The following is a 13,387-nucleotide window of genomic DNA, read 5'->3' as shown; positions in this document are numbered from 1 at the left end:
TCCAGCCAACATGGGATCGCAGGCCCGCCAGTGCAACCAGCGGATCAGGGCAAGTCCAATCGCATCAGGGTGATCGGGGCCGGACCTGCCCGTGCAGGTGATGTGCCGACGTCCTGCCCCACTTGGACAAATCCCAGTTTTTCCAAAACGCGCCCGGATGCAGGGTTGTCGCAATAATAGTCAGCCGTGACCGTGCGAAGCTGAAATGTGTTGCGGCAGAATTCCAGCAGCGCGCCTGCCGCTTCTGTGGCAAATCCCTGATCATTGCGGGCGAGGTCGACGAAATAACTAACCGAAACAGGTGCGCCACCTATACCGACCGTGCCGATCAGTTCGTCAGGTCTTTCACGCAGCGCAATGCCGAGGCGAAAGCCTAGCCGATCGGCAAATTGACTTGTTTCGATCCAGTGTTCCACCGCCTCCGCAGGCCAGGGCGATGTAACGGAAAACAGATTGGGTGCGACGCGCGGATCGCCACCGATACGCTGAAGCGCCGGTATGTCTTGCGGTGTCATCCGCCGCAGGATCAGCCTTTTGGTTGTGATCGGCAGCATCAGTCAGGGTCATTCGACTGGATCGACCGGGGCAGGTGAGGCGTCCGGTTCGGCAGGCACGGTCTCGGTTTGCGCATTGTCGGGCATCAGGATCGCACCGTCCGCCCATTCGCCGGATGTTTCCTGGCCACTGGCGTAACGCATCACGCCCGGCCCCTCGCGGCGGCCCCGGACAAAGCTGCCTTCATAGATATCGCCGTTGGCATAGGTCGCGACACCCGTGCCCGACATCTCGCCTTCTGACCAATCGCCCGTGTAGGTGAACCCATCTGGCAGGGTGATCGTGCCCGTGCCGTGCCGCTGACCGGCCTTGAAACCACCTTCGTAGACGGTGCCGTCCGCGTAAGTGGCGGTGCCGGTCCCGTCACGCTGACCGTCAGACCAACCACCCGTATAGACGTAGCCATCGGGGTAGGTCATCGTCCCCTGGCCATCGTTCTTGGCGTTGCTGAACGTGCCCTCGTAGATCATGCCGTTGGCATAGGTCGCCGTGCCGCGGCCATCGATCACACCATTGGACCATTCGCCTTCGTAGGATGATCCATCGGCGTAGACGATTCGGCCTGTGCCGTCCGCCAGATCGGCGGCAAAGCTGCCCGTGTAGATGGCCCCGTCAGGATAGACGACTTCGCCCTCGCCCTGAATCTGACCCGCGACCCAGTCGCCAGTATAGCGGTAACCGTCTGTTGCGATAAAGGTGCCGGTGCCGTGGCGTTTGTCGTCGACAAAGCCGCCCTCGTAGGTGTCGCCATTGGCATAGACGACCCGGCCCTGGCCGTTGCGGCGTCCTGCAACTAATGTGCCGGTGTAGGTGTCGCCATTGGCCTGTGTTAGCGTGCCCTCACCCTCGATCTGGCCATCCACCCAGGTCCCGCTATAGGTCAGCCCATCGGGCAGGGTCAGTGTGCCGACCCCGTCACGGGTTCCGGCCTTGAGCGTGCCCGTGTAGGTCGCGCCGTCCGCGTAGGTGATGGTGCCTTCGCCCTCTTTGACGCCATTGATCCAGTTGCCCGTGTAGACATAGCCGTCGGGGTTCCGCATCGTCCCGGTGCCATGATGCATCGCGTTGCGAAATTCGCCTTCGTAGACGACGCCGTTGGCGTAGGTCGCGATGCCGCGTCCGGTCATGTTACCGGCCAACCAGTCGCCCTCGTAGGTCCCGCCATCGGCAAAAGCGATGCGGCCCGTGCCATCAGGTTTGCCTGCGGCAAATGTGCCCTCGTAGATCGAGCCGTTGGGGAAAACGGCGCGGCCGCTGCCAGAAATCTCGCCCTGGACCCATTCGCCGGAATATTCATAGCCGTTGGGCAAGCTGTAGGTGCCCTGACCGTGCTGTTTGCCGTTCAGGAACGCGCCTTCGTAGACGCCGCCGTCATCGTATTGCTTGGTTTCGACGGCTTGCGCGTATGCGGCACCCGTCAAGGCCAGAACCATCAAAGCTGCCGTGGCGATGCGCGTCATGAAAAACCTCAATTGCTCTTTTGCTGGCAACCTAAAGAATGCGCGCTGACGTGACAACGGGGCAGGGCGGGCATGGGCGGCTTTCCCTTTGCGGCATTTCTGCTATCTGGATCACAAACGAAAGAGGCCGCATGACCTATACCTACCGCATCACGATCGCGCAGTTGAATCCCACGGTGGGTGACCTGTCCGGCAACGCCGAACTGGCATTTGGCGCATGGGAACAGGGCAAGGCGGCGGGTGCCGATCTGGTGGCGCTGCCCGAGATGTTCATCACGGGCTACCAGACGCAGGACATGATCCGACGGTCCGGTTTCATCCTGGCTGCCGTGGCCGAAATCGAAGCCCTGGCGCGGCGTTGCGCGGATGGACCGACGCTTGCGATTGGCGGTCCCGCGCTGGACGGTGTCCGGCTGCACAACAGTTACTACATGCTGAAGGGCGGGGCGATCATTGGTCGGGCGGACAAACATTTTCTACCGAATTTCAACGTGTTCGACGAAGTACGCCTGTTCAACCGCGGTGAAATCCAAGGGCCATTTGCGACGACGGGCCCGCGGATCGGCACACCGATTTGCGAAGATGCCTGGTATCCCGATGTGGCCGAGGCGCAGGTCGAAAGTGGGGCAGAGGTGCTGCTGGTGCCCAACGGAAGCCCATATTTCCGCGACAAATTCGAAGTACGGCTGAACAACATGGTGGCCCGTGTTGTCGAAAACGATGTGCCGCTGATCTATCTGAACCTGCTGGGCGCGCAGGACGATCAGGTGTTCGACGGCGGGTCGTTTGTGTTGAACCCCGGCGGTCAGCTTGCCATGCAATTGCCGGTGTTCGAAGATGCGATTGCGCATGTCGATCTGGAACGCACCGATGACGGCTGGCGGGTTGTGGACGGTGCAAAGGCCCATTTGCCCGAGAGTCTGGAACAGGACTATCACGCCATGGTGCTGTCGCTGCGGGACTATTGCCGCAAGACAGGGTTCAAGAAAGTGCTGCTGGGTCTGTCGGGCGGGGTCGATTCCGCGATTGTCGCGACCATCGCCGCCGACGCGCTGGGCCCTGACAACGTGCGCTGCGTGATGCTGCCGTCGGAATATACATCGCAAGCATCGTTGGACGACGCGGCAGCATGCGCTCACGCGCTGGGCTGCAAGCTGGATACCGTCAGCATCAAGGAACCTGTGCGTGCCGTGGATCAGGCGTTGGCGCATCTGTTTGACGGGCTGGATGCGGATCTGACCGAGGAAAACATCCAGTCTCGCTTGCGGGGGCTGTTGTTGATGGCGCAATCGAACAAATTCGGAGAGATGCTGCTGACGACGGGCAACAAATCCGAGGTCGCGGTCGGATATGCGACGATCTACGGCGACATGTCGGGTGGCTACAACCCGATCAAGGACCTGTACAAGACACGGGTGTTCGACATCTGCCGCTGGCGCAATGCCAATCATCGTCCTTGGATGATGGCCCCGGCAGGCGAGGTGATCTCCGTTGCCATCATCGACAAGCCACCAAGCGCCGAATTGCGCCCCGATCAAAAGGACGAGGACAGCCTGCCGCCCTATCCGGTGCTGGACGATATTCTGTTCCGCCTGGTCGACGAAGAACAGTCGGTCGCGGATTGCGTCGCAGCAGGCCACGACCGGGCGGTTGTGAAAAAGATCGAGCATCTGATTTACATCAGCGAATACAAGCGGTTCCAGTCTGCGCCCGGGACGCGATTATCCAAACGCGCGTTCTGGCTGGACCGCCGCTATCCCATCGTGAACCGTTGGCGCGACAACAGTTGAGAGATATTGGTGCGCCTTGGGTCCTGAGGCCAAGCGGCCTGCGGCTTGGCAGGCTCTTGCCGCGAAACCGCCGTCACCGTGGATATGCGCATCATCATCCGTGACTGTTCCGTTCGCCGTTCTAGGTAACGTGCGCAACAACAAGGCTGAGCCCGATGAACCGCACGGATGATGACGAACCGCTCAGAGGGCGTTGGATCGCGATGGCCGCGTTGCTGGTGGCCAGTTTCATGAACCTGATGGATGTGACGATCGTTAATGTGGCCATACCCTCGCTGGCCGCCGCCTTTGACGCGACAGACAGCGAAATCGAATGGGTCGTCGCAGTCTACATCCTGACGTTTGCGCTGTTGTTGCTGCCGATGGGGCGGTTGGGCGACCGGTTCGGAAGGCGACGGATGTTCGTGAGTGGCGTTTGCATGTTCACGATCGGGTCAGCCTTGTGTGGCATGGCACCATCCATCGAAGGACTGATTGGCGCGCGCGTCCTGCAAGGGATCGGTGGCGCGATGATGATTCCGCAGACGCTTGCCATCGTTCCCGCGCTGTTCGCACCCAAGGAACGGGGTCTGGCCTTTGCGCTGTTCGGACTGTCTGCGGGACTGGCCAGCGTGTCGGGACCGGTTCTGGGCGGCGTGCTGATCGGGGCCGATATCTGGGGGCTGGAATGGCGCCCGATTTTCCTGGTGAATGTGCCCGTGGGTATCATCGCAGTGCTGGCGACACTGCGGTATGTGCCGAACCTTGCAGGTGAAAAGGGATTGCGCATCGACCTCGTGGGCGTCGCGATTGCGGCGCTTGCGCTGTTTTGCGTGTTGTTTCCGCTGATCGAAGGCCGCCAACTGGGCTGGCCTGTGTGGATTTTCGGGATGCTGCTGGGGGCCTTGCCGCTGACAGGGGTGTTCGTTTGGTGGCAGCGTTTCCGGGCATCGCGTGGCCAGGCGCAGCTGCTGCCGGTCGCCTTGTTTCGGAACCGCAGCTATGTCGTCGGTTCCTTTCTGGTGATGATGCTGTTTTCCGGGGTGCCGGGGTTCTTTTTCGTGCTCGCCATTCTGTTGCAGGTTGGCAATGGGCTGACGCCGCTGGAATCGGGGCTGACGACGATGCCTTTCTCGATCGGTGTGCTGCTTGCCTCGGGGATGGCCGGACGGTTGGGAAACCGGGTGCCCAAATTGCGGATTTCGCTGGGCGGGCTGCTGCTGGTCAGTTGTGTGCTGCTGCTGCCGTTCGTCATGCCGCAGGCCGGGGAAACCTTGCGCCGGGGGGCATTGATCCTGCCGTTGCTGATCGGTGGTATGGGGCTGGGGACGGCGATTTCGCCAATGTTCAACATCGTGCTGGCGCAGGTCCGCGACGGCGATACCGGGTCTGCCTCTGGCGCGCTACAATCGTTTCAGCAGATCGGCGGAGCCTTGGGTTTGGCGGTCATGGGGCAGCTGTTCTTTGGCTACCTGGGTCGTAACGGCGAGGGCGTGGCCGATTATTCGACAGCGCTGACCCATGCGCTGTGGTTTTCCACCTTCACCTTTGCCTGTGTTGCCGTCTTTGTCTGGCAGCTGCCCAAGGGAGAACAAGCCAAACTGGACAATACGGTGGCTGCGTGACAGACGGAGCGCAACGCAAGAGGACGTCTGACATGACCACGATTACCCGTTTCGCACCGTCGCCGACTGGTTGGCTGCACATCGGCAACCTGCGCGCCGCCTTGTTCAACTATGCCATCGCGCGGCAAAATGGTGGCACATTCATACTGCGGATCGATGATACGGATCAGGAACGATCCAAGCCGGAATACAAGGAAGGCGTGCGCGATGTCCTGACCTGGCTGGGCATCAATTGGGACGATACCGTCGCGCAATCCGACCGGCTGGAACGCTATAACGCGGCGCGCGACCAGCTGATCGCTGACGGGCGGTTGTACGAATGTTTTGAAACCCCCGTCGAACTGGACCTCAAGCGCAAGAAACAGCTGAACATGGGCAAACCGCCGGTCTATGACCGCGCGGCGCTGTCGCTGACGGAGGCGCAGAAACAGGCCTACCGTGATGAGGGACGCCGGCCGCACTGGCGATTCAAGCTGGATCTTGAGCGGGTCGAATGGGACGATGGCATCATGGGGCCGATCAGCATTGATTGCACGTCGGTGAGTGATCCGGTCCTGATCAAGGAAACGGGCCAGATCCTCTATACCTTTGCCTCTCCGGTCGATGACGTTGACATGAACATCACCGATATCGTGCGCGGGTCCGACCACGTAACGAATACCGCGACGCAGATCCAGATCATGCGGGCCCTGGGCGGCACTGTGCCACGCTTTGCGCACCATAGTTTGTTGACAGGACCGCAGGGCGAGGCGCTGTCAAAACGTCTGGGAACGCTGGCGCTGCGCGACCTTCGCGCGCAGGGTATCGCGGCCGAGGCGGTGTTGTCACTGATGGCACGTCTGGGATCGTCGCAGCCAGTGGTGCTGGTGGACGGCATCGATGATGTGGTGAAGGGGTTCGATATCGGGACATTTGGTTCAGCCCCGACGAAATTCGATTTCGAGGATCTTTGGCCACTGACCGCCCGCCATCTGGCACGGCTGGAGGCCGCTGATGTGGCTGACACGCTGGATGCCGCCGGTGTGCCTGTCGACCTGCAACCCGCGTTCTGGCATGCCGTCAAAGGCAATGTGACCAAACTGGATGACGTGGCCCCCTGGTGGGATCTGTTCCGCGACGGTGGCACTGCGGTGGTCGCTGACGAGGATCGCGATTTCGCAGCGCAGGCTTTTGATCTGCTGGGCGATCCGCCCTACGCGGCGGACACCTGGTCTGATTGGACAGGCCGGGTCAAGGATGCGACGGGCCGCAAGGGCAAACAACTGTTCATGCCGCTGCGATTGGCAGTGACAGGCCAGGCACGCGGCCCGGAAATGGCTGATGTGATGCCGCTGCTACAGAAAAAACCGACACTTTAGGATCGCGAATGGACATCGGAAAAGCCGCCCTGTTGTCAGGGCGGCTTTTTCATGGATCATTCGCGGGCGCGCAGCACGCGCGCGGGGCGCGCCCAAAGTGGGCGTATGGCAAAACCCAGACCCGCCGCGAGTGACACCGCGATCCCGCCGCCCACGATCCACAGGGCGTTGGACCAGATCACGGCATAGTCGTTTTCCATGATGAACGTTTGCACGGCCCAGCCGCCCAGGATTCCCGCCGCGAGTGCCACGACGCCGGCAGACAAGCCCAGAAGGGCCGACCGGAGCGCAAAGCTGAGAAGGATCGTCGCCCGCGATGCCCCGATCGTTTTCAGAACCGCGGCCTCGAATGTGCGAGCCCGTTCGCCAGCGGCTGCCGCGCCGATGAGCACGAGGAATCCCGTGATCAAGGTGGCAAGTGCGCCATAGCGGGTCGCAGCGGTAATGCCTTCGACCAGTACGGCAACACGGTCGATCGCGTCGCGAATGCGGATCGCCGTGATGTTGGGATAGGCGTTCGCCAGGTCGCGCAGGATCGGTGCCTCTGATTCCGGGGTCGCATAAACTGTCGAAATCCAGCTGTGTGGCGCACCGGCCAGCGCCGTTTCATTCATGGCGAGGACAAAGCCGATGCCGGCGTCCTCCCATGAGACCTCTCGGAAACTGGTGACGGTGCCGGTAATGTCGCGGCCCAGCACGTTGACCGTCATGGTGTCGCCCAGTCGCAGGCCGATTTCAGCGGCCTCTTCGGCGGCAAAGCTGATTTGCGGGGTGCCAGCGTAATCGTCCGGCCACCATTCGCCTGCGGTTACGGTCGTCCCGTCCGGCATGGCACCCGCGTAGGTGATTCCGCGGTCGCCGCGCACAACCCAATGGCCATCGGCGAACTCTTCGGCAGGGATATCGTTGATGCGGGTGATGATGCCGCGCAGCATGGGGGCGGTATCGACTTGGCTGACCGCCGGGTTGTCGGCCAGCTGCGCACGAAAACCATCGATCTGGTCAGGTTGAATATCCACAAAGAAATAGCTGGGTGCGATTTCTGGAAGATCCGAATTGAAGGCCTGCCGGAGGTTGCCGTCGATCTGCCCGATCGCCGCCAGCACTGACAGCCCGAGCCCGAGTGATAGCACGACAGAAGTGCTTTCTCCGCCGCGTGCACCGATACTGGCGAGGGCTGCGCGCAGGGCGGGCCTGCCGCGCGAGACAACCCGCAATCGGCGCGCGATCCAACGGATCACAGCAGCGGCGAGGACCAGCAGCAAGAGCGCACCAAAAATGCCGCCAGCCGTCCAAAGCGTCAGCCAGGCCGTACCGGAAAACAGGATCGCAAGGCTAAGCAAGAGTGCCACCAGCGTGACGGTTGCCACGAGATACGGCCAGCGCGGCAGGGCATTTCCGCTGGCAAAGGCGTCCCGGAACAGTGTTGCGGCGCGGATCTGTTCGGTACGTGCCAGCGGCCAGAGGGTAAAGATCAGTGCGGCAAGGACGCCATAGATCGCGGCCTCTGCCAATGGAGCAGGGGCGACGGTGAAATCTGCGGGCACCGGCAGGGATGCCTCGATCAGCGGGGCAAGCATCAGGGGAATGCCGCCGCCCAGCACCAGACCGATTGCAATGCCCAGCAAGGTCAGCGCCCCGATTTGCAGAAAATAGGTCAGGAAGATCGTACCACGTGTGGCACCCAGCGTCTTGAGCGTGGCAATGGTTCCGGTTTTGCCGCCCAGATAGGCGCGCACGGCAGAGCTGACACCGACACCACCAACTGCAAGGCCCGACAGGCCGATCAGGATCAGAAACGCACCGATGCGGTCAACAAAACGCGCGGTGCCGCCAGCCCCGTTGCGGCTGTCACGCCATCGCAGGCCCGTATCGCGGAACCGGCTTTCGGCCTGCGTTTCGAGGGCAGCAAGGTCGGCCCCGACGGGCAAAAGCATGCGATAATCGGTGTCGAACAGCGTTCCCTGCGCAAGCAGGCCAGCATCAGCAAGGCTGTCTGTCAGAACGATGCTGCGCGGCCCAAGTGAAAAACCACCGCTGCCGTTGTCGGGATAGCTGTCCAGCACAGCGGTAAAGACGAATTCCTGCGTTCCAAGCCGAAATGTGTCGCCGGGCGACAGGCCCAGACGGTCAGCCAGGACACGTTCCATGACCCCACCGGGGCGCATGTCGTCACCTGCCAGCGCCTCTGCCAGCGGAATGGGCGGGTCCAGTGTGACGCTGCCGATCAGCGGATAGGCCGCGTCTACAGCACGGATCTGCGTCAGCGCGCGATCGTCACCCACAACCGCCATGGATCTGAAATCAGCGGTTTCCGATACCTGCGTCGCGATGCTGTCAAAAAAGGCGCGTTCTTCATCGTTGGCAAAGCGATAGGTCAGGGTAGCCTCGGCGTCGCCACCCAGCAGGGCTGCACCCTGTTCGGCCAGGCCTGCCTCGATCCCTGCGCGGACGGTGCCAACGGCGGCGATGGCCGCAACACCCAATGCGAGACAGGCAAGAAAGACACGAAATCCGCGCAGACCGCCGCGCAGTTCACGGCGGGCAAAACGTATCGCAAGTGGCAAGCTCATGCTGACAGCCGTCCATCGCGCAACGGAATGACACGGTCGCAGCGGTCCGCCAGATCAGGTGCATGGGTGACCATGATCAACGTCGCACCGTGGCGATCGCGCAGTCCGAACAACAGGTCGATGATCGCGGCACCGGTTGTGGCATCAAGGTTGCCCGTCGGTTCATCCGCAAGAAGGATGCGGGGCCGCGGGGCGGATGCACGGGCGAGGGCCACGCGCTGCTGTTCGCCACCGGACAATTGTGATGGATAGTGGTTCATGCGTGTTTCCAGCCCCACCGCGACCAGTTCGGCCTGTGCCCTGTCGAATGCATCAGACACACCGGCCAGTTCGAGGGGCGTCGCCACGTTTTCCAATGCGGTCATTGTCGGGATCAGGTGGAAAGACTGGAACACCACACCCATATTATTGCGACGGAACCGGGCCAGTTGATCCTCTGACATGTCGGTTAGTTGCGCATCAAGGGCCGTAATACGACCGGCGGTGGCCTGTTCGAGGCCACCCATCACCATAAGGAGCGACGATTTGCCAGAACCACTTGGACCGATCAGGCCCAGCGTCTCACCGCTTGTGACGTCGAGCGAGATGTCGTGGAGGATGTCGACCTTGCCTGCATTTCCGTCGAGCGAAAGTGAAACATTGGACAACGAAAGAACAGGTTCGGACATGTGGGGCAGCTTTCTGCGTTGGTCTTCTAGTGGATATGGGGCGGCGCGGTCTATCCGCAACGCCGCGATCATGTGCTTTTTGGCCACACCGGTTCTGGCAGAGCCGATCACCATCGCCGCATTGGGCGACAGTCTGACGGCAGGATACGGATTGCCCACCGCAGACGGGTTTGTGCCACAAATGCAGGCATGGCTGGATGAACAGGGGGCCGATGTGACGTTGATCAACGCTGGCGTGTCGGGCGATACAACGGCGGGCGGTTTGTCCCGGCTGGACTGGACGCTGACGCCCGATGTGGACGGGGTCATCGTGGCACTAGGCGGCAACGATTTCCTGCGTGGACTCGATCCTGCTGTTTCGCGGGCCAATCTGGACGCGATCCTGGAAGGGGCGGCAGCGCGTGACGTGCCTGCAATGTTGGTCGGAATCCAGGCGGGCAGCAACTACGGACCCGACTACCGCGCCGATTTCAACGGAATGTATGAAGATCTGGCAGAATCGCGGGCCGTCCCGCTCTTTCCTGACTGGTTCGCGGCGATACAGGGCGGCGACGGCATCGATACTGATGCACTGCAATCGGATGGAATCCACCCAAACGCTCAAGGCGTGAGCATGATTGTCGATGAGATGGGACCAGCCATTCTGGAATTCGCAGAAAGCCTGGCCCCGGAGTGATCAGGTGCCCCGTGGGGCACCCTGCATCAGTCTGCGAGCGACAGGTTTACGGCACTTTCGCGTCCGTCGCGTCCTGCTTCGATGTCAAAGCTGACCTTTTGATTGTCGGCAAGGCCCGTCAGGCCAGAGCGTTCGACCGCAGAGATGTGGACGAAAATATCCTTGGAGCCGCCATCGGGTGCAATAAATCCGTACCCTTTGGTCGTGTTAAACCATTTCACAGTGCCAGTGGCCATGGTGTCGTTCCTTATGTCAATCGCCGCTCGCGGACGTGCAGCAGCCCGGCCCGTCAGAGCTGGTTCGAACGAGGTCGACAGAAGTAACGTAGCATCACCGAGTATGTGGGGTGCCGGCGCTAAATCAACAATTTTTTGGGGGAAACCCGATTTCGGCAGGGTTTGGGCCGGTCGGGATGCGCGTCAGGCGCGCATCCCACTGTTCTGAACGCTTATGCCAGCGCCAGGTTCACAGCCGATTCGCGGCCGTCGCGGCCAGCTTCGATGTCGAACGTGACCTTCTGGTCGTCGTTCAGGCCGTTCAGGCCGGAACGCTCAACAGCGGAGATGTGGACGAAAACGTCCTTAGAGCCGCCATCGGGAGCGATGAAGCCGAAGCCTTTGGTTGCGTTGAACCATTTCACGGTGCCAGTAGCCATGTGAATATTCCTTCATAAGTATCCGCCCACAGGATTGCGACGGGGTGGCGTAGTCAGTGCATCGAGAGCGCTGTCGCCGTATGAAGGAGAACAGTGGGGTCGAGATGGTAACGTCTGCACGGAAGCGTATGGGGCAGTTTGCCCGCAAAAGCAAGGGTTGTGTTGGAACCGGCATTTCCTTGCGCATCTGGCCCGACAGTGGCCAAGGTGTGATCCGAACACGCATGATACGTCAGGGGTAAATCGTGGCCGCTTTTCGCGTCACACCGCTGTGGCAGCCCACGGCGTCCTGTAGGATTTGAATATGTGACCCGCGACGGCGCGGGTGTGCGCAGGTCGCAGGTCACATCTGGTCATGTTTTGCTTAGCGGGTGAACTTCTTGTGCTTCATCCGCTTGGGCTCCATCGCGTCGGCGCCAAGGCGGCGTTTCTTGTCTTCTTCGTAATCCTCGAAATTGCCCTGGAACCATTCGACGTGGGCGTCACCCTCGAAAGCGAGGATGTGGGTGCAGAGGCGGTCGAGAAAGAAACGGTCGTGGCTGATGATCACGGCGCAACCGGCAAAGTTGGACAAAGCGTCCTCGAGCGCGCGGAGGGTTTCCACGTCGAGGTCGTTGGTTGGTTCGTCGAGAAGCAGGACATTGCCGCCGGATTTCAGCAGTTTTGCCATGTGGACGCGGTTGCGTTCACCGCCTGACAGCAGGCCGACTTTTTTCTGCTGGTCGCCGCCCTTGAAATTGAAGGCCGAGCAATAAGCGCGGGAGTTCATCTGGGCGTCGCCCAGCGCGATGATCTCGGCGCCGCCGGTGATTTCCTCCCACACGGTGGCATCTGGTGACAACGCATCACGCGACTGATCAACGTAGGACAGTTTGACCGTGTCGCCGTAGGTGACGGAGCCTTCGTCGGGTTCCAGCTGACCTGTCAGCATCGAGAAGAGCGTGGATTTACCGGCACCGTTGGGACCGATCACGCCGACGATGCCGCCGGGGGGCAAATCGAAGGAGAGACCCTCGACCAGCAGCTTGTCGCCCATTCCTTTTTTCAGGTTCTCGACCTCGATCACCTTCGACCCCAGCCGGGGGCCGTTGGGGATGATGATCTGGGCGCGGCCCATCTGTTCACGCTCTGACTGGTTGGCAAGGTCGTTGTAGGCACTGATCCGGGCCTTGGACTTTGCCTGACGCGCCTTGGCACCCTGGCGCATCCATTCGAGTTCGCGTTCCAGCGTCTTTTGCTTGGATTTGTCCTCTTTTGCCTCTTTTTCCAGCCGCTTGGCCTTGGCTTCCAGCCAGCTGGAATAGTTGCCTTCGTGCGGAATGCCGGAACCACGGTCGAGTTCCAGAATCCAGCCTGTGATTGCGTCGAGGAAGTAGCGATCGTGGGTTACGATCAGAATCGTGCCTTTGTAGTCGATCAGGTGCTGCTGGAGCCAAGCGATGGTTTCGGCGTCGAGGTGGTTGGTCGGTTCGTCCAGCAGCAGCATGTCGGGGGCTTCGAGCAGGAGTTTGCACAGCGCGACACGGCGTTTCTCACCGCCAGACAGGGTGGTGACGTCGGCGTCGTCGGGGGGGCAGCGCAGGGCCTCCATGCTGACGTCGATCTGCGCGTCGAGGTCCCATAGATTCTGCGCGTCGATCTCGTCTTGCAGCTTCGCCATCTCGTCAGCGGTTTCGTCGGAGTAGTTCATCGCAAGCTCGTTGTACTTGTCCAGAACTGCCTTTTTTTCCGCGACGCCCAGCATGACGTTTTCGCGCACAGTCAGGTTCGGGTCGAGTTCGGGTTCCTGCGGCAGATAGCCGACGCGTGCACCTTCGGCGGCCCATGCCTCGCCTGCAAAGTCCTTGTCCTGGCCTGCCATGATGCGCATCAGCGTCGATTTACCGGTGCCGTTGACCCCGACGACACCGATTTTCACACCGGGGAGAAAGTTCAGGCGGATGTTTTCAAATACCTTTTTCCCGCCGGGATAGGTTTTGGACACGCCGTCCATAAAGTAAACGAACTGATAGCTGGCCATGGGTGCACCGCGTTTTGGATGTGTAAAT

Annotated in this window: 11 protein-coding genes; 4 read left to right on the top strand and 7 right to left on the bottom strand. The window is 61.0% G+C overall.

Annotated elements, in window-relative coordinates:
• Positions 1 to 44: 44 nt before the first annotated feature.
• Together LGQ03_RS05810 and LGQ03_RS05805 are read right to left on the bottom strand one after the other, a co-directional pair.
• Positions 45 to 554, bottom strand: a complete 510-nt coding sequence (locus tag LGQ03_RS05810; RefSeq protein ID WP_226747632.1) for a GNAT family N-acetyltransferase — start codon at positions 552 to 554, stop codon at positions 45 to 47.
• A 9-nt stretch (positions 555 to 563) separates the two neighbouring features.
• The gene (locus LGQ03_RS05805; RefSeq protein WP_226747631.1) at positions 564 to 2,015 is read right to left on the bottom strand and encodes an MORN repeat-containing protein; all 1,452 of its coding nucleotides are present in this window, start codon (positions 2,013 to 2,015) and stop codon (positions 564 to 566) included.
• Between the two features lie 131 nt (positions 2,016 to 2,146).
• On the opposite strand from LGQ03_RS05805, the gene LGQ03_RS05800 reads away from it, so the two are divergent.
• The 3 genes from LGQ03_RS05800 (at position 2,147) to gltX (ending at position 6,767) form a co-directional block, all read left to right on the top strand.
• Positions 2,147 to 3,805: an NAD+ synthase gene (locus LGQ03_RS05800; RefSeq protein ID WP_226747630.1), complete on the top strand. Its 1,659-nt coding sequence runs from the start codon at positions 2,147 to 2,149 to the stop codon at positions 3,803 to 3,805.
• Between the two features lie 155 nt (positions 3,806 to 3,960).
• Positions 3,961 to 5,409, top strand: a complete 1,449-nt coding sequence (locus LGQ03_RS05795; RefSeq protein ID WP_226747629.1) for a DHA2 family efflux MFS transporter permease subunit — start codon at positions 3,961 to 3,963, stop codon at positions 5,407 to 5,409.
• Between the two features lie 32 nt (positions 5,410 to 5,441).
• On the top strand, positions 5,442 to 6,767 hold the full coding sequence (gene gltX / locus LGQ03_RS05790; protein WP_226747628.1) for a glutamate--tRNA ligase: 1,326 nt from the start codon (positions 5,442 to 5,444) through the stop codon (positions 6,765 to 6,767).
• 56 nt (positions 6,768 to 6,823) lie between these two features.
• Here gltX and LGQ03_RS05785 read toward each other — a convergent pair whose 3' ends face one another.
• Positions 6,824 to 9,340 carry an ABC transporter permease gene (locus LGQ03_RS05785; RefSeq protein WP_226747627.1) on the bottom strand — a complete coding sequence of 839 codons (2,517 nt, stop codon included), beginning with the start codon at positions 9,338 to 9,340 and terminating at the stop codon, positions 6,824 to 6,826.
• Positions 9,337 to 10,008 (bottom strand): ABC transporter ATP-binding protein, encoded by a 672-nt coding sequence (locus LGQ03_RS05780; RefSeq protein ID WP_226747626.1) that lies wholly within the window; start codon positions 10,006 to 10,008, stop codon positions 9,337 to 9,339. The genes LGQ03_RS05785 and LGQ03_RS05780 overlap by 4 nt, the downstream gene beginning before the upstream one ends.
• 70 nt (positions 10,009 to 10,078) lie before the next feature.
• Here LGQ03_RS05780 and LGQ03_RS05775 point away from each other — a divergent pair, with 70 nt between their 5' ends.
• Positions 10,079 to 10,684, top strand: coding sequence for an arylesterase (locus tag LGQ03_RS05775; RefSeq protein WP_226747625.1), 606 nt, complete (start codon positions 10,079 to 10,081; stop codon positions 10,682 to 10,684).
• Between the two features lie 26 nt (positions 10,685 to 10,710).
• Here the strand turns inward: LGQ03_RS05775 and LGQ03_RS05770 are convergent, their stop codons facing one another.
• The 3 genes from LGQ03_RS05770 to ettA all read right to left on the bottom strand — a co-directional run bounded on the left by LGQ03_RS05770 (position 10,711) and on the right by ettA (position 13,359).
• On the bottom strand, positions 10,711 to 10,920 hold the full coding sequence (locus LGQ03_RS05770) for a cold-shock protein (RefSeq protein WP_056036161.1): 210 nt from the start codon (positions 10,918 to 10,920) through the stop codon (positions 10,711 to 10,713).
• Between the two features lie 212 nt (positions 10,921 to 11,132).
• Positions 11,133 to 11,339 carry a cold-shock protein gene (locus tag LGQ03_RS05765; protein ID WP_056036158.1) on the bottom strand — a complete coding sequence of 69 codons (207 nt, stop codon included), beginning with the start codon at positions 11,337 to 11,339 and terminating at the stop codon, positions 11,133 to 11,135.
• A 364-nt stretch (positions 11,340 to 11,703) separates the two neighbouring features.
• Positions 11,704 to 13,359, bottom strand: a complete 1,656-nt coding sequence (ettA, locus tag LGQ03_RS05760) for an energy-dependent translational throttle protein EttA (protein ID WP_090160384.1) — start codon at positions 13,357 to 13,359, stop codon at positions 11,704 to 11,706.
• Between the last annotated feature and the right edge of the window lie 28 nt (positions 13,360 to 13,387).

Source organism: Loktanella gaetbuli (assembly GCF_020531945.1).
In the GTDB taxonomy this organism is placed as follows: domain Bacteria; phylum Pseudomonadota; class Alphaproteobacteria; order Rhodobacterales; family Rhodobacteraceae; genus Loktanella; species Loktanella gaetbuli.
Note: the sequence above shows the minus strand (reverse complement) of the source record. Positions and strands in the feature narration are given on the sequence as shown.